Source organism: Sphingopyxis sp. (assembly GCF_034380315.1).
GTDB lineage: Bacteria > Pseudomonadota > Alphaproteobacteria > Sphingomonadales > Sphingomonadaceae > Sphingopyxis.
This window is the reverse complement of record NZ_JAXMPB010000006.1, coordinates 93,157-112,722: the sequence shown is the minus strand read 5'-3', so window position 1 is coordinate 112,722 and position 19,566 is coordinate 93,157. Positions and strand designations below refer to the sequence as shown.

General features: G+C 63.8%; 16 protein-coding genes, 1 tRNA gene and 2 riboswitches. Of the genes, 14 read left to right on the top strand and 3 right to left on the bottom strand.

Going from position 1 to position 19,566, the window contains the following annotated elements:
- Positions 1 to 44 precede the first annotated feature (44 nt).
- Positions 45 to 144: riboswitch (glycine riboswitch) on the top strand.
- A riboswitch (glycine riboswitch) is annotated at positions 145 to 280 on the top strand.
- Positions 281 to 333: 53 nt separating this feature from the next.
- From gcvT to U0S50_RS12535, 9 genes are all read left to right on the top strand, one after another.
- Positions 334 to 1,470, top strand: a complete 1,137-nt coding sequence (gene gcvT / locus U0S50_RS12575; protein WP_322309107.1) for a glycine cleavage system aminomethyltransferase GcvT — start codon at positions 334 to 336, stop codon at positions 1,468 to 1,470.
- Positions 1,471 to 1,473: 3 nt separating this feature from the next.
- Positions 1,474 to 1,845, top strand: a complete 372-nt coding sequence (gcvH, locus tag U0S50_RS12570; protein ID WP_322309106.1) for a glycine cleavage system protein GcvH — start codon at positions 1,474 to 1,476, stop codon at positions 1,843 to 1,845.
- A 97-nt stretch (positions 1,846 to 1,942) separates the two neighbouring features.
- The gene (locus U0S50_RS12565) at positions 1,943 to 2,764 is read left to right on the top strand and encodes a glycosyltransferase family 2 protein (RefSeq protein ID WP_322309105.1); all 822 of its coding nucleotides are present in this window, start codon (positions 1,943 to 1,945) and stop codon (positions 2,762 to 2,764) included.
- A gap of 3 nt (positions 2,765 to 2,767) precedes the next feature.
- Positions 2,768 to 4,126 carry an aminomethyl-transferring glycine dehydrogenase subunit GcvPA gene (gene gcvPA, locus U0S50_RS12560; RefSeq protein ID WP_322309104.1) on the top strand — a complete coding sequence of 453 codons (1,359 nt, stop codon included), beginning with the start codon at positions 2,768 to 2,770 and terminating at the stop codon, positions 4,124 to 4,126.
- Positions 4,123 to 5,676 carry an aminomethyl-transferring glycine dehydrogenase subunit GcvPB gene (gene gcvPB / locus U0S50_RS12555; RefSeq protein ID WP_322309103.1) on the top strand — a complete coding sequence of 518 codons (1,554 nt, stop codon included), beginning with the start codon at positions 4,123 to 4,125 and terminating at the stop codon, positions 5,674 to 5,676. Before gcvPA ends, gcvPB begins: the two co-directional genes overlap by 4 nt.
- Positions 5,677 to 5,704: 28 nt before the next feature.
- A complete protein-coding gene (locus U0S50_RS12550) occupies positions 5,705 to 6,169 on the top strand; it encodes an ABA4-like family protein (protein ID WP_322309102.1) in 465 nt (154 codons plus the stop codon).
- 14 nt (positions 6,170 to 6,183) lie between these two features.
- Positions 6,184 to 6,828 carry a DUF938 domain-containing protein gene (locus U0S50_RS12545; RefSeq protein ID WP_416194994.1) on the top strand — a complete coding sequence of 215 codons (645 nt, stop codon included), beginning with the start codon at positions 6,184 to 6,186 and terminating at the stop codon, positions 6,826 to 6,828.
- Positions 6,829 to 6,980: 152 nt separating this feature from the next.
- Entirely contained in the window at positions 6,981 to 8,540 is a 1,560-nt protein-coding gene (locus tag U0S50_RS12540) for a fatty acid--CoA ligase (RefSeq protein ID WP_322309257.1), read from the top strand.
- Positions 8,541 to 8,552: 12 nt separating this feature from the next.
- Positions 8,553 to 9,746 carry an acyl-CoA dehydrogenase family protein gene (locus U0S50_RS12535; RefSeq protein ID WP_322309100.1) on the top strand — a complete coding sequence of 398 codons (1,194 nt, stop codon included), beginning with the start codon at positions 8,553 to 8,555 and terminating at the stop codon, positions 9,744 to 9,746.
- Between the two features lie 40 nt (positions 9,747 to 9,786).
- Here the strand turns inward: U0S50_RS12535 and U0S50_RS12530 are convergent, their stop codons facing one another.
- A complete protein-coding gene (locus U0S50_RS12530) occupies positions 9,787 to 10,407 on the bottom strand; it encodes a glutathione S-transferase family protein (protein WP_322309099.1) in 621 nt (206 codons plus the stop codon).
- Positions 10,404 to 11,339 carry a DMT family transporter gene (locus U0S50_RS12525; RefSeq protein ID WP_322309098.1) on the bottom strand — a complete coding sequence of 312 codons (936 nt, stop codon included), beginning with the start codon at positions 11,337 to 11,339 and terminating at the stop codon, positions 10,404 to 10,406. Before U0S50_RS12525 ends, U0S50_RS12530 begins: the two co-directional genes overlap by 4 nt.
- Before the next feature lie 92 nt (positions 11,340 to 11,431).
- Here U0S50_RS12525 and U0S50_RS12520 point away from each other — a divergent pair.
- Both U0S50_RS12520 and U0S50_RS12515 read left to right on the top strand, forming a co-directional pair.
- Positions 11,432 to 11,507, top strand: a tRNA-Trp gene (locus U0S50_RS12520).
- 510 nt (positions 11,508 to 12,017) lie between these two features.
- Positions 12,018 to 13,787, top strand: a complete 1,770-nt coding sequence (locus U0S50_RS12515) for a tetratricopeptide repeat protein (RefSeq protein ID WP_322309097.1) — start codon at positions 12,018 to 12,020, stop codon at positions 13,785 to 13,787.
- 50 nt (positions 13,788 to 13,837) lie between these two features.
- Here the strand turns inward: U0S50_RS12515 and U0S50_RS12510 are convergent, their stop codons facing one another.
- Entirely contained in the window at positions 13,838 to 15,322 is a 1,485-nt protein-coding gene (locus U0S50_RS12510; protein ID WP_322309096.1) for a PLP-dependent aminotransferase family protein, read from the bottom strand.
- A gap of 112 nt (positions 15,323 to 15,434) precedes the next feature.
- Here U0S50_RS12510 and U0S50_RS12505 point away from each other — a divergent pair, with 112 nt between their 5' ends.
- The 3 genes from U0S50_RS12505 to ilvD all read left to right on the top strand — a co-directional run bounded on the left by U0S50_RS12505 (position 15,435) and on the right by ilvD (position 19,564).
- Complete coding sequence (locus U0S50_RS12505; protein WP_322309095.1) at positions 15,435 to 16,661, top strand: benzoate/H(+) symporter BenE family transporter; 1,227 nt, start codon at positions 15,435 to 15,437, stop codon at positions 16,659 to 16,661.
- Positions 16,658 to 17,524, top strand: a complete 867-nt coding sequence (gene pdxY, locus U0S50_RS12500; RefSeq protein ID WP_322309094.1) for a pyridoxal kinase — start codon at positions 16,658 to 16,660, stop codon at positions 17,522 to 17,524. The genes U0S50_RS12505 and pdxY overlap by 4 nt, the downstream gene beginning before the upstream one ends.
- A gap of 186 nt (positions 17,525 to 17,710) precedes the next feature.
- On the top strand, positions 17,711 to 19,564 hold the full coding sequence (gene ilvD, locus U0S50_RS12495) for a dihydroxy-acid dehydratase (protein ID WP_322309093.1): 1,854 nt from the start codon (positions 17,711 to 17,713) through the stop codon (positions 19,562 to 19,564).
- The last annotated feature ends 2 nt before the right edge of the window (positions 19,565 to 19,566 follow it).

The following is a 19,566-nucleotide window of genomic DNA, read 5'->3' as shown; positions in this document are numbered from 1 at the left end:
CAGCGCCAAGGCACGAACGTCCGTCGAGCCTCGCAAGAGATTCGACCGGCGGCGCGGGAGAGCGCGGGTGTCCGCAAGGGCGACTCGCCACCGAAGGAGCAACCGCCCCGGAAACTCTCAGGTCAAAAGGACCGCGCTGGCTGGAACGGGCACTCTGGAAAGCGTTCCGTCGCCCGCCGATGCGGGAGGGGCGGAGCCACCGAAGGGGTAACCCCGCCGCCGTCCCACCCCGCGGGCGGATGGGGGAAAACTCTCAGGTTCCCGTGACAGAGGGGGCATGGCAGCAGGACGGCACAGGGCCGTGCCTTGCCATGTCAACCGCGGGAGACTGACATGACGGATACGCAGCAGATGGACGGCGAAGGCGCGCTGGAGACGGCGGTGCTGCCGCTCGACGCCTGGCACCGCGCAAAGGGCGCGCGAATGGTCGAGTTCGCGGGCTACTGGATGCCCATCCAATATGAAGGCATCATGGCCGAGCATCTGTGGACCCGCGAGAATGCGGGCCTTTTCGACGTCAGCCACATGGGGCAGCTGGCGCTGAGCGGCGAAGGCGTTGCCGACGCGCTTGAAACGCTGGTTCCCGGCGATATTTCGGCGCTGAAGCCGGGGCGAATGCGCTATTCGCTGCTGCTTGCCGAGGACGGCGGCATTCTCGATGATCTGATGATCACCAACGAGGGCGACCAGCTTGGCATCGTCGTCAATGGCGCCGTGAAATGGGATGATATTGCCCATCTGCGCGAACATCTGCCCGATGCGATCACGCTCAATCACCATGACGAGTATGGCCTGCTCGCGCTTCAGGGGCCGAAGGCGGTTGCGGCGCTTTCGCGGCTCGTCCCCGAAGCGGCTGGTCTGGTCTTCATGCAGCATTGCCGTGCCAACTGGCAGGGGCATGCCATCGCGCTCAGCCGTTCGGGCTATACCGGCGAGGATGGGTTCGAAATCTCGCTGCCGTTTGAGGCATTGACGGCCTTTGCCGATGCACTGTGCGCGATGGAAGAGGTGAAGCCGATCGGACTTGGCGCGCGCGATAGCCTGCGGCTCGAGGCAGGCTTGCCGCTCTACGGCCATGATCTCGATCCCGCGATCGATCCGGTCGAGGGCGATCTGGGTTTCGCCATTTCGAAGCGCCGCCGCGAAGAAGGCGGCTTTCCGGGCGCCGCGCGTATTCTTGGGCACCTTGCTGACGGCAGTGCGCGCAAGCGCGTGGGATTGCTGGTCGATGGCAAGATGCCGGTGCGCGAGGGCGCCAAGCTGTTCGACGGGGACAGCGAAGTCGGCGTCGTTACCTCCGGCGGTTTCGCGCCGAGCGTCGGTGCGCCGATTGCGATGGGCTATGTCCCCACCGGCCTTTCCGAACCCGGCACCGCGCTGGCGGCCGAGGTTCGTGGCAAGCCCGTGGCCGTCACGGTCGCGGCCATGCCGTTCGTCCCTCATAATTATGTCCGTAAAACAGGAGCTTGAGCGATGCCGCGTTACTATACTGAAGAGCATGAATGGGTCGATGTCGATGGCGACGTCGCGACCGTCGGCATTACCGATTTCGCGCAGAGCCAGCTTGGCGACATCGTGTTCGTCGAAGTTCCCGATGCCGGCGCCGAACTGACCGCGGGCGGCGACGCTGCCGTGGTTGAATCGGTGAAGGCGGCGAGTGACGTCTATGCGCCCGTCGATGGCGTCGTGACCGAAGGCAATGGCCAGTTGGAAGAAGATCCCGCGCTGGTGAACAGCGATCCCGAGGGTGAAGGCTGGTTCTTTCGCATGACGCTTGGCGACAAGAGCCAGCTCGATGGTCTGATGAACGCCCAGGCGTACAAGGAATTCATCGCCGATCTGTGATCGATAGTCACTTCCTGCTTGAAGGAAGGGGGAGTGGGATGATGACATCGCTGTCCTTTGCCAGCATGATGGCCCGCCAGACGGAATGCGCAGCGCGATGAGCGCGGCGGATTCCGTGCGGGGCGCGTGCCGCCTGATGGTCGCGACGCCGATCTATGACGGCGCGCAGGGCAGCTATGTCCGGGCGGCCCTCGACCTCGCGCTCAAGGCGCAGGCGGAGGGGGTCGCCGTGCGCTTTGAATTCATTCTCTATCAGCCCGATGTATCGCGCGCCCGCAACATGCTGAGCGCGATGTTTCTCGCCAGCGACTGCACCCATTTGCTGTTCGTCGATGCCGATATCGATTTTGCGGCCGAGGATATTTTCGCGATGCTGCGCGCGATGGCCGAGCGGGAAGATTGCGCGGTGCTGGGCGCTGCCTGCCCGCGGCGGATGATTCACTGGGGCCATGTCGCGCGGGCTGTCGAGACCGGGGTAGCGGCACATAATCCCGCCGATCTTGCGCGTTTCGGCGGCGAGTTCGCCTTGCACTTTCTCGATCCCGAACTGCATTTCTCGCTGACCGATCTGGTGGAACTGACGCGGCTCGGGACCGGACTGATGTTGATCCGCCGTGACGTGCTCGAAAATCTGCGCGCGGCGGGCAAGGATCTGGCCTTTCGTCCCGACCCCGCCGAACGCCAGGCGCACGGGGCGGGCGAAGAAGCCCATGCCTTCTTTCAGCCGACGATTGATCCGGACAGCAGGGCCCTGCTGTCCGAAGACTATGCCTTCTGCCGACGCGCCCGCGCCGCCGGCTTTCGTATCTGGCTCGCCCCGTGGGTGCGTACCACCCACAGCGGGCCGATGATCTTCCGGGGTTCGCTTCCCGATCTTGCGCAGCTTCAGGCTGCAAATTCAGCTTCTTCAGCGGAGTAGTTCATGCGTTATCTTCCCCTGACTGCCGATGACCGCGCGGCGATGCTCGCCGCCGTCGGCGCATCGACCATCGATGATCTGTTCGCCGACGTTCCGGCGGAAGCGCGGCTTTCCGGGCCGATCGAAGGCCTGCCGATGCACGCGAGCGAGCTCGCCGTCGAACGCCATATGGCGGCGCTGTCGCGGCAGAATCGCGCGGCGGGCGATGGGCCCTTCTTCCTTGGGGCCGGGGCCTATCGCCATCATGTTCCGGCCAGCGTCGACCATCTGATCCAGCGCGGCGAATTTCTGACCGCCTATACGCCCTATCAGCCGGAAATCGCGCAGGGCACGCTGCAGATGTTGTTCGAGTTCCAGTCGCAGGTCGCGCGGTTGTTCGGAACCGATGTCGCCAATGCGTCGATGTACGACGGCTCGACTGCTTGCTGGGAAGCGATCGTCATGGCGCGCCGCATCACGAAGCGCAGCAAGGCGCTCCTGTCGAACGGCCTGCATCCCCATTATCGCAGTGTCGCGCGCACGATGGCGAAATATACCGGGGACCAGCTTGTTGATAGCGATCCGACACTGGATGCCGCCACCGACTGGGCCGCACTCGCGGGGGCAGTGGACAAGGAAACGAGTTGCGTCGTCGTGCAATATCCCGACATATTGGGGCGGATCGATGATATGACGGCGCTGGCTGCGGCCTGTCAGTCGCATGGCGCTCTGCTGATTGCGGTCGTGACCGAACCTGTTGCTCTGGGGCTGATCAAGGCGCCGGGCGAAATGGGCGCCGATATTGTCGTGGGCGAAGGGCAGGCGATTGGCGTCGGGCTGCAATTCGGGGGACCTTATGTCGGCTTGTTCGCCTGCAAGTCCAAATATGTCCGCCAGATGCCGGGTCGCCTGTGCGGCGAAACGGTTGATGCCAAGGGCAAGCGCGGTTTCGTGCTGACCCTGTCGACGCGCGAACAGCATATTCGCCGGGAAAAGGCGACCAGCAATATCTGCACCAATGCAGGGCTTTGTGCGCTGGCCTTCAGCATTCACATGACCTTGCTCGGCGAAGCTGGCCTGCGCCAACTCGCCGCAATCAACCATGGCCGTGCAAAGGTTGCAGCCGGCGAACTGGCGAAAGTTCCGGGTGTGTCGTTGATGAACGACGGCTTTTTTAACGAATTCACGCTGCGGCTTCCCACCGCGGCGCGCCCCGTGGTCCACGCGCTCGCCGAAAAGGGCGTGCTCGGCGGCGTATCGCTCGGTCGCCTCTATCCCGACAACGCCGGGCTGGCGAACGGGCTGGTCGTTGCCGTAACCGAAACCGTGACCGAAGATGATATCGCCGCCTTTGCCGCGGCGCTGAAGGAGGTGCTGGCATGACCGCGCTCAACCCCGCCGGCTGGCGTCCTGAAATGAATGTCGCGGGTGGTGCCGACGACAATGTGACCTTCACCGGCAATCGCGCGCTGATGCTCGAAGAACCGTTGATCTTCGAAATCGGATCGACGGCGACCACCGGCGTCGATTTCGACGAGACGGTGCCGACCGCCGATCTTGGTTCGCTGATGCGCAGCGACCCCATTGGCCTGCCCGGGCTCAGCGAGTCCGAAACGGTGCGCCATTACACCCGCCTGTCGCGTCAGAATTATGCGATCGATCTCGGCCTCTTCCCGCTGGGAAGTTGCACGATGAAGCACAATCCCCGTCTCAACGAAAAGGTCGCACGGATGCAGGGCTTTGCCGACGTCCACCCCTTGCAGCCGCAGGAAACGGTGCAAGGCGCGCTCGCCGTCATCAACGAACTTGCAGTGTGGCTCATCGAACTCACCGGCATGTACGGTGTCGCGATGTCGCCCAAGGCAGGGGCGCATGGCGAACTGTGCGGCATCCTCTGCATCAAGGCGGCGCTCGAAGCGCGCGGAGAGGATCGGCGCGTGCTGCTGGTGCCCGAAAGCGCCCATGGCACCAATCCGGCGACTGCGGCGTTCGCGGGCTTTACGGTAGAGGATATTCCGGCGACCAAGGAAGGGCGCGTCGATCTGGCGGCGCTGAAGGCTCGGCTCGGCCCCGATGTTGCAGGGGTGATGATCACCAATCCCAACACCTGCGGCCTGTTCGAACGGGACATGAAGGCGATTTCGGACGCGGTCCATGCGGCGGGCGGCTATGTCTATTGCGACGGCGCCAATTTCAACGCGATCGTCGGCCGCGTGCGCCCTGGCGACCTCGGCATCGATGCGATGCACATCAATCTCCACAAGACCTTCTCGACCCCGCATGGCGGCGGCGGTCCGGGTTCGGGGCCGGTCGTCCTGTCGGAAGCGCTAGCACCCTATGGCCCCATTCCCTATTCGGCGCGCTATGCCGACGGGTCATTCAAACTGGTCGAAGAGGAAAGCGCGGGCGACGAACATCCCGATACTTTTGGCCGTATGACCGCCTTCCACGGCCAGATGGGTATGTTTACACGCGCGCTGACCTATATCCTCAGCCACGGTGCTGACGGGCTGAAGCAGGTCGCCGAAGATGCCGTGCTGAACGCGAACTATGTGCTGCGCAGCCTCGAAGACGTGCTCGACGCGCCTTTCGCGACGTCGGGCCCGTGCATGCACGAGGCGCTGTTCAGCGATCGCGGCCTTGCAGAGGGTTTCTCAACGCTCGACATCGCCAAGGGGCTGATCGACGAGGGTTATCACCCGATGACGGTCTATTTCCCGCTCGTCGTCCATGGTGCGATGCTGATCGAACCCACCGAGACCGAATCGAAGGCGGTTCTCGACCAGTTCATCGGCGCCTTGCGCAGCATCGCGCTGCGGGCCAAGAACGGCGACCCCGCACTCAAATCGGCGCCGCATTTTGCACCGCGCGCGCGGCTCGACGAAACAGCGGCGGCGCGCAAGCCAGTGCTGGCATGGAGCGACGGCGAATAGGCGGGAAAGCGGAAAGGAAGGCGATTGGATGAACTGGGACACGCTGTTCACCCTGACCAACGGCTGGGCGCTCGCGGCTTGGGCGGCGCTCGCCTTCCTGCCGCGCGGACCAAAGACGTTGGCCCTGATCCTCTATCTGGGCGTCGCCTTGTTGTGCCTTACCTATATGACGGCGCTGATCGGCGTCATGTCGGGCGGGATGGACCCCCAGGGGCCGCGCGCCGCCACTGACTTTACGACATTGTCCGGCGTCATGGCGCTCTTTGACACAAAGGGCGGAGCGGTGATCGGTTGGACGCATTACCTGGCGTTCGACCTGTTCGTTGGCATGTGGATCGCCCGCGATGCCGATCAAAAGGGCTTCAGCCGCGTGGCGCAATTCCCCTTCCTGTTCCTGACGCTGATGTTCGGCCCGATCGGCCTGCTCGGCTGGCTCGTGGTGCGCGATCGCCGCGCGCGAGCCCAGACAAAAGCGCAGGCGAAGGCGGCGTGACGCCACAGCCCTGGATGCCGGCTGATGGCGGCGCGGCGGCCAAACGACACGCGCCGGCAACGCTGCGCAATCGTGACGCCATTGCCGCGGTGCTCGCCGAATGGCTGCCCGAAACGGGAATGGTGCTGGAGGTGGCGAGCGGGTCGGGCGAGCATATCGTCCATTTCGCATCGATATTTCCCGACCTCAACTGGCAGCCAAGCGACCCCGATCGTGATGCGCTGACCTCGATCGCGGCGTGGAGCGCAGAAGGGAATGCAGACGAGAGCTTCGAAGGGGGCTGTCGTGCCAATCTTCTGTCGCCGCTCGCGCTCGATGCCTCGGCGTCCGAATGGCCGGTTACGCGGGCCGATGCGCTGCTGTGCATCAACATGGTGCATATCAGCCCATGGGCGGCGACATTAGGGTTGTTCTCCGGCGCTGCGCGGCTGCTTTCGTCTGGCGCGCCGTTGATCCTCTATGGCGCCTATTTCGATGCCGCCGTGCCAACCGCGGAGAGCAATCTGAGTTTCGATGCCAATCTGCGGGAGCGCAATCCCGAATGGGGGCTTCGCGACCTCGGCGAGGTGAAGCAGGCGGCGGCGGCATCCGCCCTGCGCTTTTGCGAACGCCGGGTGATGCCCGCCAATAATCTGATGCTGCTTTTCCGCCGCGACTGACGCGGCTTGGCTGTGAAACAGGCCTGCGAGAGGCTTGGCTGGCGGGGCTGGCACAAGTGGCAGGGTAGGGCGATGGCGACTTTACGTCGCCGACGCATTCGTTAGCCTGCCCCCTCAATCGCGCGAAAAGACGCGATTCGAGGAGAGCGATGATGGCGCGCGATGTTTCCGATCTGGTGACTTTCGACGAGTTTCTGATTCACTGGGCGGCGGATCGACCGGAGCGGACAGCCCTGCGCGAGGACGGGCATGTCTATAGCTATGAGGATCTCGATAATCTGACGGCACGGGTTGCATCGGCGCTGCTCGCAAGAGGCCTCGTCAAGGGCGATCGTATCGCGTGGATCGGCAAGAATAGCGACCTTTATTTCATTCTCTTTTACGGCGCCGCGCGGGCGGGCATCGTGATGGCGCCCATCGGCTGGCGGCTTGCACCGGCCGAATGGGCCTTCATCGTCAACGACACCCGCGCCAAGATGGTTTTTGCCGGGCCGGGGTTCGATGAATTGGCAGGCCAACTGGCGGACAAGCTGGATCACGCGCCCGAAATCGTAACCGCCGATGCGGCGCGCGCGATGATCGCCGGTGCGGAACGGACGGCTTTCGATCCGGCCGGTCCCGATGATGCGGTGCTCCAGCTCTATACGTCCGGAACGACCGGAAACCCCAAGGGGGCGGTGCTATCGAACCGCAATTTGTTTGCGCTGCGCAAACATTCGAACGACCTCGACCTGCCCTATACGAAATGGGAAGAGGACGAGGCGGTGTTGGTGGCGATGCCGTGCGCGCATATCGGCGGCACCGGTCTTGGTATCATGGCACTCGCGGCGGGTTTGCCGGGTATTGTGCTTGCCGAATTCAACCCCGACGGTGTTTTCGACGCGGTCGAGCAGCATGGGGTCACGCGTTTCTTCATGGTGCCCGCAGCCTTGCAGATGTTGCTGATGCACCCGCGCTGCGCCAGCGTCGATTACGGTCGGTTGAAATATATCCTCTATGGCGCGGCGCCGATCCCGCTGGAGCTGCTGCGCCAGTGCATTCAGATGTTCGGGGCGCAGTTTATCCAAGCTTATGGCATGACCGAGACCACCGGCACCATTTCGATGCTGCCGCCGGAGGATCATGACCCGGCGGGCAACAAGCGGATGCGTTCGGCGGGCAAGCCGCTGCCGGGGGTCGAGATCCAGATCGTCGGGGCCGACGGGGCGGAGCTTCCTGTCGGCGAGGTGGGCGAAGTCGTGACCCGATCATCGAACAATATGCTTGGTTACTGGAACCTGCCCGATGCCACCGCGAACACCATGTCCGGTGATGGCTGGATCCGTACTGGTGACGCGGGATATATGGACGAGGACGGCTATCTCTTCATTCACGATCGGGTGAAGGACATGATCATCTCCGGCGGCGAAAATGTCTATCCGGCGGAGGTCGAAAGCGCGATCTTCGGCCACCCGGCGGTGCAGGAGGTGGCGGTAATCGGCATACCCGACGCGAAGTGGGGCGAAACGGTAAAGGCCGTGTGCGTTCCCAAACCCGGTGCGACGATCGACGAAGCCGATGTCATCGCCTGGGCGCGGGATCGGATTGCTCCTTTCAAATGCCCGCGCAGCGTTGACGTGATTGCGGCGCTGCCGCGCAATGCCAGCGGCAAGATTCTGCGCAAGGATCTGCGGGCGCCCTATTGGCAGGGCTATGAGCGCATGGTGAACTAAAGGACCGATCCGATGCACAGGGGGGAATTGGACGCCTTTCGCGCAGAGGTGCGCGATTGGCTTGCCGCCAACTTGACCGACGAACTGCGCGAGGCAGCGGCGCGTGCGACCAGCGTGTTCGTCGATCGGCCTCACGTTCTGGCGTGGCAGGCGATACTGAACCGCAAGGGATGGGTCGCGCCGCACTGGCCCCGCGAATATGGCGGCACGGGCTGGGACGAGGAACAGCGCCATATTTTTGCGTCCGAATGCGCTGCGGCGGGGGCACCCAGCCTGTCGCCGATGGGATTGCGCATGGTTGCGCCCTGCATCATGCGGTTCGGAACGCCGGAGCAGAAGGCGCATTATCTGCCCCGCCTCCTGTCGGGGGAGGATTATTGGTGCCAGGGCTATTCGGAACCGCAATCGGGGTCTGACCTTGCCAGCCTGTCGATGCGCGCCGACGTCGATGGCGACGACTATGTCCTGAACGGGTCCAAGATGTGGACCACCCATGCCCATTATGCGAACCGCATGTTTTGTCTCGTGCGCACCAATCGTGACGGACGGCCGCAACAGGGGATCAGTTTCCTCCTTCTCGATATGGCCTCGCCGGGGATCGAGGTGCGCCCGATCCTGTCCTTGTCGGACGATCATGACTTTAACGAGGTGTTCTTCGACGACGTCCGGGTGCCGCGCACGAATCTTTTGGGGGAGGAAGACCAGGGGTGGGGCGTTGCCAAATACCTCCTCGAGTTCGAACGTACGGCCGCCTATGCGGCGGGGCTTGCGGCAAGTCTGGACCGGTTGCTTGTCAGCGCCGCCGCGCGCGAGGGCGGCCAGGGCGGCGGGTTGCTTGACGACCGCGCGATCCGGGCGCGCTTCGCCCGCCTCTACACCGACGTTCAGGCGATCCACGCGGCCGAACAGCGGATGATGGCGACGATCGCGAAGGGGCGCAGTCCGGGCCCTGCCTCTTCGATGCTGAAAGTGCAGGGCACTGAAACGCAGCAGCATATCCAGGAGCTGGCGCTCGAAATCGCCGGTCCCTATGCCGCCGTCCATCAGCCCGCGGCGCGCGTAACCGGCAGCAACATCGACCCGGTGGGGCTCGAAGACGACCTCACCGCCTCGGCCCGCTATTTCAATGGCCGCGCCGCTTCCATCTACGGTGGGTCGAACGAAATACAGCGCAATATCATGGCCAAGTTGATGCTTGGCCTGTGACGGCCCTGACCGCGCGCTCAGCCTTTCGGCATGGTCCGCGCTATCCGGCCTTTTGCCTTTCACGGGCGCGTCGAAAGGCGTCGCGGGCGGTGCAGCGCGCCAGCCATGCACGGGTCGCATCACCCAGCACATCGTCGGCGCCCAGCGTCGTTGCCAGAAAGGCGGCATAGGCAATGACGATATCGGCGATGGTAAAGCGTCCCGCGACCAGCCATTCGCGCCCGTCGGACAGAGCGGCCTCGATGCTCTTGGCTCGTCCGCCGAAAAAGGCCCTGTAATCCTCGACCGCCTGCGCCAGTCGCCGTTCTTCGGGCTCGACGCGGTTATAGCGGATCATGACGGCGAGCGGAAAGGTCAGGGTGGCGTCGCTGCGGTGCAGCCAGTTGCGCCATTGCCAATAATCTGCCTCGTCACGGGTCAGTTCAAGCGAAGTGCCGACGGCGATGCGTTCGCAGATCGCCGCCGATTCGGTCATCAAACGTCCGTCCTCGACCCAGCCGGGCACGGTCATCAGCGGGTTGACCGCGCGATATTCCGGCGCGAAGGCGCGGGGTGGAAAGGGCAGGGTCCGCAGGTCGATCGCCATTCCCGTTTCCTCGGCGGCCCACAAACAGCGCAGCGACCGGGAATCGGGGCAATGATACAGGACCGGCGGCGTCATGCGGCAATCTCCTTGGCGCGTTCGATGGCGCGGCGATGTTCGCGCCAGGCGATGAACAATCCGCTCGCAACAATCAGTGGCGCACCGATCCAGGTGGTCTCGGCGGGAAAGGTTCCAAAGAACCACCAACCCGCCGCAATGGACCAGAGCAACGCCGAATAGTCCATCGGGATCACGACCGCGACCGGGGCCAGGCGCAGCGCGGCGGTCAACGCCATCTGCGCAATCGCACCCGACAGGCCCAGGCCGAACAGCAGCATCCATTCGTAGAGGTCATAGGGCCGAAAGACGAAGGGCAGGGCAATCCCCAGCGGCACCATCGACAGCAGGCTGAACCAGAACACGATCGTCGCAGAGCTTTCGGTGCGGCCGAGGTCGCGAATCGCGATGGTGATAAGCGCAGTCATTAGCGCTCCGGCCAGCGCGATCGCCAACCCCAGCCCATGGTCGCCCGAAAAGCCGCCCGCGAATCCGGCACCGGGGTTGAGGACGACCAATACCCCGGCAAACCCGACGATGACGGCACCCCATCTTTGCCATCCAGTCGGTTCGCCCAGCAACAGAGCGGCAAAGATCACGGCAAAGATCGGCACCGACAGGCTGATGGTCGTCGCTTCGGCCATCGGCAGAAAAATCATCCCGCCGAAATTGCAGGCCATGCCGAACAGCCCCATGGCGGCGCGCCGCGCGTGCGCGCCGATCCGCCGGGTACGCAGCGATGCCAGGCCGCCGGCCGATAACAGCGCCCAGCCCACGATGAACGGCAGGACAAAGGCCTGGCGCCAGAACAGGCTCTCCAGAATATGGATGTCGGCGGCCGCGATGAATTTGACCAGCACGAACATCATCGCCAGCGCGATCATCGCAATCAGGCGCAGCGCGACGCCCGCCAGATAATTTTGCGGGGCGGCGGGGGTGAAGGCGGATGGCATGTCGCAAGGCGCATATCAGGCCCATTGCATCAAGCAACCCGTCATCCCTCTTGCTCCCCGGCGTCAATCGGGCTAGGGGCCCCTTCCGGCCTAGGGGTATAGCTCAGCTGGTAGAGCATCGGTCTCCAAAACCGAGGGTCGCGGGTTCGAATCCTGCTGCCCCTGCCAGGCCGTTACAGAAAGCCTCACGAGCCTGCGGGGCGTCCGGCTTTCTGTCGTTGGACATCGGGATAATTTGGGCATCGATGGCCCGCCCATATGGCACCGGGTCCGGTTCATGGACCTGCGGGCCTTCAAAAAGTCAGCGCGACTCGGCGGAAATGGAAAGCTCGACTTAGCTGGCTGCGGTGCGCAGCAACAGACACCTCGCGGGGGGTACTGTCCTCCAAAGAAATGCCCAGCGTCCGGCAGGACGTGCGGCGTCGACCGAGGCTGCGTGGGACGGCTATGCTCACATATGGGCCGACGGCCGGGCCAAGCCCATGTCCAACAACATGAAATGAGCCGCGTGCCGTCGGCACTTCTTGCGCGTCCTCTGATGCAGGCGGGACGGTCGCAGCCTCTCGTCCATCGGCTGGCGCTGCGGTGTTTCGCCGTGTCGCGGCGTTTGGCGCCCGGCCCGCTTTGTGGTATTTATGCGGGGCTTTTTCGATCACCTTTGGGGAAAGGGGGATTGTAATGCACCATCCAGTCAAAATGGTGATGTTGGCCGGTCTCGGCCTGTCGTTGACCAGTTCCACCCCGTGGCCGAGTTTTTCGGAGGCGGCGCTTGAAGCGTTGAATCCCAGTCGGCTTGCGCCTCTTCTGTGCGGCGGCAAAAAGGCGGGATCGTCATTGGCCCATAATCTGCTTATCGCGGCCGCCCATGCGGCGCCGGCGAGTGCCGGTGGCCGGATACCATTGTTCCTCGACCTGACGACATCGCCTTTTCCGATTTCGTCGGCGGACGATGGCGCCCGGCGCTATTTCAGCCAGGGGTTGCTGCTCACCTATGGCTTCAACCACGCGGGGGCGGTGCGTTCGTTTCGCGAAGCGCAGCGGCTCGATCCGGGCTGTGCCATGTGCTGGTGGGGAGAGGCCGTTGCCCTGGGGCCGAATATCAATGCGCCGATGGACGACCGCGATCGCGGCGCGGCCCTGGGCGCGATGGACCGCGCCGTTGCGTTGCGCGACACCGCGACCCCACTGGAACGCGCGCTGATAGACGCCGTGGCACGCCGATATTCGCGCGATCCGCAAAGCGACCGTGCCGCGCTCGACATCGCCTATGCCGATTCCATGCTCGACGTCGCGCGCCGTTTTCCGGGTGACGATGATGTGGCTGTACTCGCAGCCGAAGCGGCCATGGACACCAGCCCCTGGAACTATTGGGAAACGGACAAGAAAACCTCTGTCGGTCGCAGCGGCGAAGCGATCCGGCTGGTCGAGGCGGTGCTCAGGCGCAATCCCGGTCATGTCCAGGCGAACCATCTTTATATCCACCTGATGGAGGCCAGCGATCCTCAGCGGGCGGAGGCGGCCGCCGATCGACTGGGGGCGCCTTCGGCCCCCAGCGCCGCGCATCTGGTGCATATGCCGGGGCATATTTACCAACTGCGCGGGCGCCACGCTGATTCCATCCGCGTGAATATCGCGGCGGCGCGCGCGGATGAGGCGTTTTTCCGTTCCGCCGGCGACAGCGGACTGGTGCGTTACGGCTATTACCCGCACAATATTCATTTCATCGTCACCTCGGCGCAGATGGCGGGCGACATGAAAACCGCGATCCGCGAAGCCCGGCGGCTGAGAGGCGTCCTCAACCCGGAAACGTCGGCGCAGATCGCCTGGATTCAGTCGATCGACGCCGCGCCCTATTTCGCGATGGCGCAGTTTGCGGAGCCGAGGGCGATATTGGCGATGGCACCGCCGGATGCGCGGCTCGCCTACCCGGCGGCCATGCGGCATTTTGCGCGGAGCATCGCCTATGTCGAACTGCGCGATCGCAGGGGGTTCGAACGCGAACTCGGCGCCATGGACCGGATACGGACTTCGGAGGCGATGCAGGCGATGGTCGAACAGGGCGTTCCGGCGCCCGATCTGGTGTCGCTGGCTGAACATGTCGCGCGCGGCCGGTTCGCCAGCGCGGAGGGGCGCATTGACGAGGCCATCGGCTTTTACCGAAAGGCCATAGAGATGGAGGCGGGCATTCCCTATCAGGAGCCGCCCTATTGGTATTATCCGGTGCAGCAATCGCTGGGCGCCGCGCTGTACAAGGCGGGACGCTACGCCGACGCCAGCGAGGCGTTTCGGTCCGCGCTGGCGCAAACGCCCAACAATGGCTGGGCCCTCTATGGCCTTGGCCGCAGCGAGGCCGCCCAAGGGCACCGGCTGGAGGCCGCAGCGGCCAACAAGGCTTTGGCAAAGGCCTGGATCGGCGACCGGGGCTGGTTGCGCATGGACCGACTGTAGCGCGCGATGTCGATGCTGGCGCAGGGCTGCTGGAGATTCGGGGGAGCCGATCAGCCGATGGCTTGCAGCGCGGATTTCAATTTGCGGACCGCCGTTTCGATTTCCAGCGGCGTATAGGCTGCAAACCCCATCAGGAACCCCGCCTTGCCGCCATCTGCGGCATGAAGGCCGGACAGGCCGAGAAGTTCGATCCCGACGCGCTGCGCCGCATCGATGGCGCGGCTTTCGGACAGGTCGCCGGTCAGCAGACAGGGCATTTGCAGACCGCCCGCGGGCACCTGGGCCTCGACGATATCGGACAGATGGTCGCGGACAAGGCGCGCCAGCAGGTCGAGCCGCTTGGCATAGACGCCGCGCATGGCGCGGACATGCGCGCCGAAATGCCCACCTTCCATGAAGCGCGCCAATGTCATCTGCGTCATCGGCGCGGTGTGGCCGTCCAGCAATGTACGCGCCACCGTCATCGGCTTGACCAGTTGGGGCGGCAACACGACATAGCCGATCCGCAATCCCGGAAAGAGCGATTTTGTGAAGGTGCCGATATAGATGGTGCGTTCATAGGGGTCGAGGCCCTGGACGCACGCCGTCGGCTTCCCGGCATAGTGAAACTCGCTGTCATAATCATCCTCGATGATCCACGCCTGGTTGCGCATCGCCCATTCGATCAGCGCCAGTCGCCGGTCCAGCGTCAGGGTGACGCCGGTCGGAAACTGGTGCGACGGGGTCAGGAAAACCGCCTTCGCGGGTTGGGGAGAGGCGAGTATCCGATCGGCCACGATGCCTTGCCCGTCCACCGGCACGGGAATGCACTCCAGGCCCGCCGCATCGAACGCCTTGCGGGCGCCATAATAGGCTGGATCTTCGATGAAGACCCGGTCGCCGGGATCGAACAGCATGTTGGCGCAGAGCGACATTGCCTGTTGCGAACTGGTCAGGATCAAAATGCGGTCGGCGGTCGCACGGGCCCCGCGTTCGAGATTGACGTAATCGGCGATGGCACGGCGAAGCGCTTCCATGCCCTGGGGGTCGCCGTGCAGCAGCAATTGGGTACCGGCGTCCTTGCGGACCTGCCGTTCGAGACGTTCCCATAGAGCGAGTGGAAAGCTGCGCGTTTCGGGAATGCCATGGGCGAAGGGGCGCGGGGACAGGCGTTCGCGAACCCCGCCGCTTTGAAACATCGCGGCTCCGCGTCGGCTGAGGTTCGGCGCCTGATTGCGGGACAGGCGCGCGCGCCGGGACAGGCGGGCGCCCGAGGCGAATTCGATCATCTCCGCCACAAAACTGCCGCTTCCAACGCGCCGGTCGATGAATCCTTCGGCGTGAAGCTGGGCATAGGCAGCCTCGACCGTGTCACGGGACACCTCCAGCGAGCGGGCGAGCGCGCGCGTGGCGGGAAGGGGTTTGCCGGGGCCGAGCGCGCCGTCGACGATCAACTTCCGGATGGCACGCTGAATTCGCGCATGAAGCGGCATCGCCGCATGGGCGGGTTGGGCGATCGCGGCCTTTACGCTTTCCAGCTGGGCATGTTTAAACAATTGGTCTGGACCTTGGTGAAAAAATGGATGGAAACATCGGGCCATTTAAGGGCTATTTGTCAAGACGGCCCGTCGCCCTAGCGACGAAACTTGTAGGAGCGTCGCCACGACCATGCCGCCCGGTTTCATTTCCCTTCGCCTCAGCGATATCGTGCATCCCGTCGTTGCAGGGCTGATCTCGGTCATCGTCAACTATGGCGGGACCTTCATTCTGGTCTTTCAGGCGGCAAAGGTAGCGGGCCTTGATCCTGCGCTGACCGCGTCCTGGGTATGGTCGGTCTCCATCGGTGTCGGGGTGACGGGACTGTTCCTCAGCTGGCGCTATCGCGAACCGATCATCACCGCCTGGTCGACACCGGCGGCGGCATTTCTGGTCACGGCGCTGGCCACCACCCCTTATGCCGAGGCGGTGGGGGCCTATCTGATTTCGGCGGCCGGCTTCGTTGCGCTCGGCCTGTCAGGCTGTTTCGAAAGGGTGATCCGTCTGATCCCGCCCGGCATAGCGGCCGGGCTTCTCGCGGGCATTCTGCTTCCCTTCGGTATCGGGGCCTTTGGCGGGGCGGGCGTCGATCCCCTGTTGGTCGGTCTTTTGATCGCGGCCTATCTCGTGCTCAAGCGTTTCTCGGCGCGTTATGCGATCGTCGGTATTCTAGCGCTGGGGCTTGTATTCCTGCTGCTGCAGGGGCGCGTCGATCTGTCGGGGCTTCGGCTGGAGTTCGCGGCGCCCGTCGTCACCAGGCCGGAATTTTCTTTCAATGCGCTGCTGTCGGTCGCGCTTCCGCTGTTTCTGATCACCCTGACCGGGCAGTATATGCCCGGCATGCTCGTCCTGCGAAACGACGGATTTCGGACGAGCGCCAATCCCATCGTGACCATAACCGGCCTGGGGTCGTTCCTCATGGCGCCCTTCGGGTCTCATGCGTTCAACATCGCGGCGATCACCGCAGCGATTGCAACTGGCGAAGAAGCCCATGCTGATCCGTCGCGGCGCTGGGTCGCCGGAATCGCCGCAGGCGGCTTTTATGTACTGGTCGGTGTGTTCGGGGTGACACTGGCCGCTGTGTTCATGGCGTTTCCAGCGACCTTCATCACCACGCTTGCCGGGCTGGCGCTGCTCGGCACCATCGGCGGCAGTCTGGCCGGGGCGATCGCCGATCCGACCTCGCGCGAGGCTGCGCTGATCACCTTTCTGGCGTCGGCTGCCAATATCAAGATGCTCGGCATCGGCGGGGCTTTCTGGGGATTGGCAATCGGCATCTTCGCTCATTTCATTCTGTACGGCCGCCCGATGTGGCGCCCGGTTTCCAACCCGCTCGTCCGCGCAGGAGGTGCCCGATGACGATCCGTTCGATGCCCATGAATACGTCCGTTATTTCGATCCAGAGCCAGGTCGTGCATGGCCATGTCGGCAACAGCGCGGCGGTCCTGCCGATGCAGGCGCATGGGCTGAATGTCGCCGCCGTGCCAACCACGCTGCTGTCCAATCATCCGGGTTTTGCGACCATGCGCGGCCGGGTGCTGGAATCCGACCTTGTCGGCGACCTGTTGCGCGGGGTCGAAGAGCGCGGACTGATCGAGACCAGCCGCTATATCGTGTCCGGCTATCTCGGGTCGCGCGCCAATGGAGAAGTCGTGGCCGACTTCGTCGAGCGGGCAAGGCAGATCAATCCCGATATCATATATGTCTGCGATCCCGTCATGGGCGACGCTCATTTGGGTATTTTCGTTGCCGATCAGGTGGTCGACTGTCTGTGCGAACGGCTCGTCCCGATCGCCGACCTTTTGACGCCCAACCAGTTCGAGGTCGGGCTGATCGCTGGCTGCCAGCCGTCGACCTGGCGCGATCTGGAGGCCGCGGCGATCGAGATCCAGGCGCACCGGCGCGCCCGGTTGGTCGTCACAAGCTGTGCGCTGGCCGATACGCCGCCCGACATGCTGGAGAATATTCTCTTCGAGGATAGCAGCTGCACGCGGCTGTCGTCGCCGCGACTGCCGCTGGTTCCGGCCGGGACGGGCGATCTTTATACCGGGCTTTTGGTCGCCGGCCTTGCCAGGGACTTCACCCTGGTCGATGCAGCGCGCCGAGCCGCGGCCGTGGTTCTCGATATTCTGGGGTGCACCATGGCGGAAGGCAAGAATGAGATGCAGTTGGCCAGCGTTATCGACCTACTGCGCCCGGCATCGTCGAAGCACGCAAGATGATCGGACATCGCTGCCGGTGACGGGTGGGCGGTGCCCTCCCAGGAAGCGCGGCTTTTTCGGCCACCGTCGATGTGCATCCGGACCTCAAATTGTCATCTGGTGACGCGGCGGCCTGTTTCAATATCAAACCATGCCTCCCGACCGATCTAGGCTCGCGCCCGTCAAAACAATCTGGGGATAGAGGATATGGCATACCGGTCGAACAAGGTCACGACGGGGAAACTCTCGGCGGGCGCGCGGGCGCTGTTCCGCGCGGGCGGGGTAAAGGGCAGCGATTTTGGCAAGCCGATCATTGCGGTCGCCAACAGCTTTACCGAATTTGTTCCGGGGCATGTTCACCTCAACCATGTCGGACGGATCGTCTGCGACGCGATCTGGGCGGCGGGCGGTATCCCCCGCGAATTCAATACCATCGCCATCGATGACGGGATTGCCATGGGGCATGACGGGATGCTCTATTCGCTTCCTAGCCGCGATCTGATCGCGGATTCGATCGAGTATATGGTCAATGCCCATTGCGCCGATGCGCTGATCTGCATTTCCAATTGCGACAAGATCACCCCCGGAATGCTGATGGCAGGAATGCGTCTCAACCTGCCGACCATCTATGTGTCGGGTGGGCCGATGGAGGCGGGCCGGATCGAGGTGGATGGCAAGACCCACCGCATGGATGCGACCGATACGGTCATTTCCTCGCTCAACCCCGACCATCTGGGCGGGCAGGCGCTGGCGGTCGAGGAAAATGCCTGTCCCACCTGCGGGTCATGCAGCGGCATGTTTACGGCCAATTCGATGAACTGTTTGGCCGAGGCGCTGGGGCTTGCGCTCCCCGGAAACGGCTCGCTGGTCGCGACCCACGCCGATCGTGGACGGCTTTATGAACAGGCGGCGGCCGCGATCGTCGATCTTACCAAACGCTATTATGATCAGGGCGATCATGACGTGCTGCCGCGCAGCGTCGCGACCCGCGCCGCCTTTCTGAATGCGATGGCGATGGATATTGCGATGGGCGGCTCGACCAACACCATCCTCCACCTGCTGGCGATCGCGCAGGAAGGCGGGATCGAATTCACCATGGCCGATATCGACCGGCTCAGCCGCGAGGTGCCCTTCTTGTGCAAGGTCGCCCCGGCAACCTCCGATTATTTCATGGAAGATGTGCACAAGGCAGGCGGGGTGCTCGGCATTGTCGGCGAACTCGACCGCGCGGGCAAGATTGACACCGCCGCCCGTCACCTGGCGGCGCCGGGTGGAACGCTCGGCGATGTTCTCGAGAAGTGGGACGTCAGGCGCACCGACGATCCCGCGGTGCTGCAATGGTATGCCGCCGATGCGTCGGGCCGCACCGGCGCGCAGGCGCTGTCGCACGATACGCGCGGCGCGCTCGACCTCGACCGTGCGGCGGGCTGTCTGCGCGACATTGATCATGCCCACAGCGCGGAAGGCGGCCTCGCCATTCTTTACGGCAATATCGCGCGCGATGGATGCGTCGTGAAAACGGGATCGGTAAAGCCCCACATGCTCAAATTCACTGGCCGGGCGCGGGTGTTCGACGCGCAGGATCCGGCGGTGAAGGCGATCGGTAAAAAGGGCGTGATTGTTCCCGGCGACATTATCGTCATCCGCTACGAAGGCCCGAAGGGCGGGCCGGGAATGCAGGAAATGCTGATGCCGACGACCATGTTGAAAGGGATGCAACTCGCCGAAAGCTGTGCGTTGATCACCGACGGGCGCTATTCGGGCGCGACCTCTGGTCTGTCGGTGGGCCATATTTCGCCGGAGGCGGCGGCGGGCGGGGAAATCGCGCTGGTCGAGGAAGGCGACCTGATCGAAATCGACATCCCGGGCCGCGCGATCAACCTGCTCGTCCCCGCCGAAGAGCTTGATCGCCGCCGCGCCGAGGAAAATGCCCATGCTCAGGGCTGGAAACCCAAGGGAAAGCGCGATCGACATATCTCCAACGCCCTGAAAATATATGCCCACTTCGCGACGAGTGCGGATAAGGGTGGTGTGCGTTTGCCGCCGGCAGGGGAGGGTTGAGC

What these genes read in the sequence shown, in the direction of transcription:
- U0S50_RS12530 (WP_322309099.1), bottom strand. Translation starts at nt 10,407, where the DNA reads ATGACGCCGCCGGTCCTGTATCATTGCCCCGATTCCCGGTCGCTGCGC.
- gcvPB (WP_322309103.1), top strand. Translation starts at nt 4,123, where the DNA reads ATGACCGCGCTCAACCCCGCCGGCTGGCGTCCTGAAATGAATGTCGCG.
- gcvT (WP_322309107.1), top strand. Translation starts at nt 334, where the DNA reads ATGACGGATACGCAGCAGATGGACGGCGAAGGCGCGCTGGAGACGGCG.
- U0S50_RS12540 (WP_322309257.1), top strand. Translation starts at nt 6,981, where the DNA reads ATGGCGCGCGATGTTTCCGATCTGGTGACTTTCGACGAGTTTCTGATT.
- U0S50_RS12545 (WP_416194994.1), top strand. Translation starts at nt 6,184, where the DNA reads ATGCCGGCTGATGGCGGCGCGGCGGCCAAACGACACGCGCCGGCAACG.
- U0S50_RS12565 (WP_322309105.1), top strand. Translation starts at nt 1,943, where the DNA reads ATGAGCGCGGCGGATTCCGTGCGGGGCGCGTGCCGCCTGATGGTCGCG.
- U0S50_RS12525 (WP_322309098.1), bottom strand. Translation starts at nt 11,339, where the DNA reads ATGCCATCCGCCTTCACCCCCGCCGCCCCGCAAAATTATCTGGCGGGC.
- ilvD (WP_322309093.1), top strand. Translation starts at nt 17,711, where the DNA reads ATGGCATACCGGTCGAACAAGGTCACGACGGGGAAACTCTCGGCGGGC.
- gcvH (WP_322309106.1), top strand. Translation starts at nt 1,474, where the DNA reads ATGCCGCGTTACTATACTGAAGAGCATGAATGGGTCGATGTCGATGGC.
- U0S50_RS12535 (WP_322309100.1), top strand. Translation starts at nt 8,553, where the DNA reads ATGCACAGGGGGGAATTGGACGCCTTTCGCGCAGAGGTGCGCGATTGG.
- gcvPA (WP_322309104.1), top strand. Translation starts at nt 2,768, where the DNA reads ATGCGTTATCTTCCCCTGACTGCCGATGACCGCGCGGCGATGCTCGCC.
- U0S50_RS12515 (WP_322309097.1), top strand. Translation starts at nt 12,018, where the DNA reads ATGCACCATCCAGTCAAAATGGTGATGTTGGCCGGTCTCGGCCTGTCG.
- pdxY (WP_322309094.1), top strand. Translation starts at nt 16,658, where the DNA reads ATGACGATCCGTTCGATGCCCATGAATACGTCCGTTATTTCGATCCAG.
- U0S50_RS12505 (WP_322309095.1), top strand. Translation starts at nt 15,435, where the DNA reads ATGCCGCCCGGTTTCATTTCCCTTCGCCTCAGCGATATCGTGCATCCC.
- U0S50_RS12550 (WP_322309102.1), top strand. Translation starts at nt 5,705, where the DNA reads ATGAACTGGGACACGCTGTTCACCCTGACCAACGGCTGGGCGCTCGCG.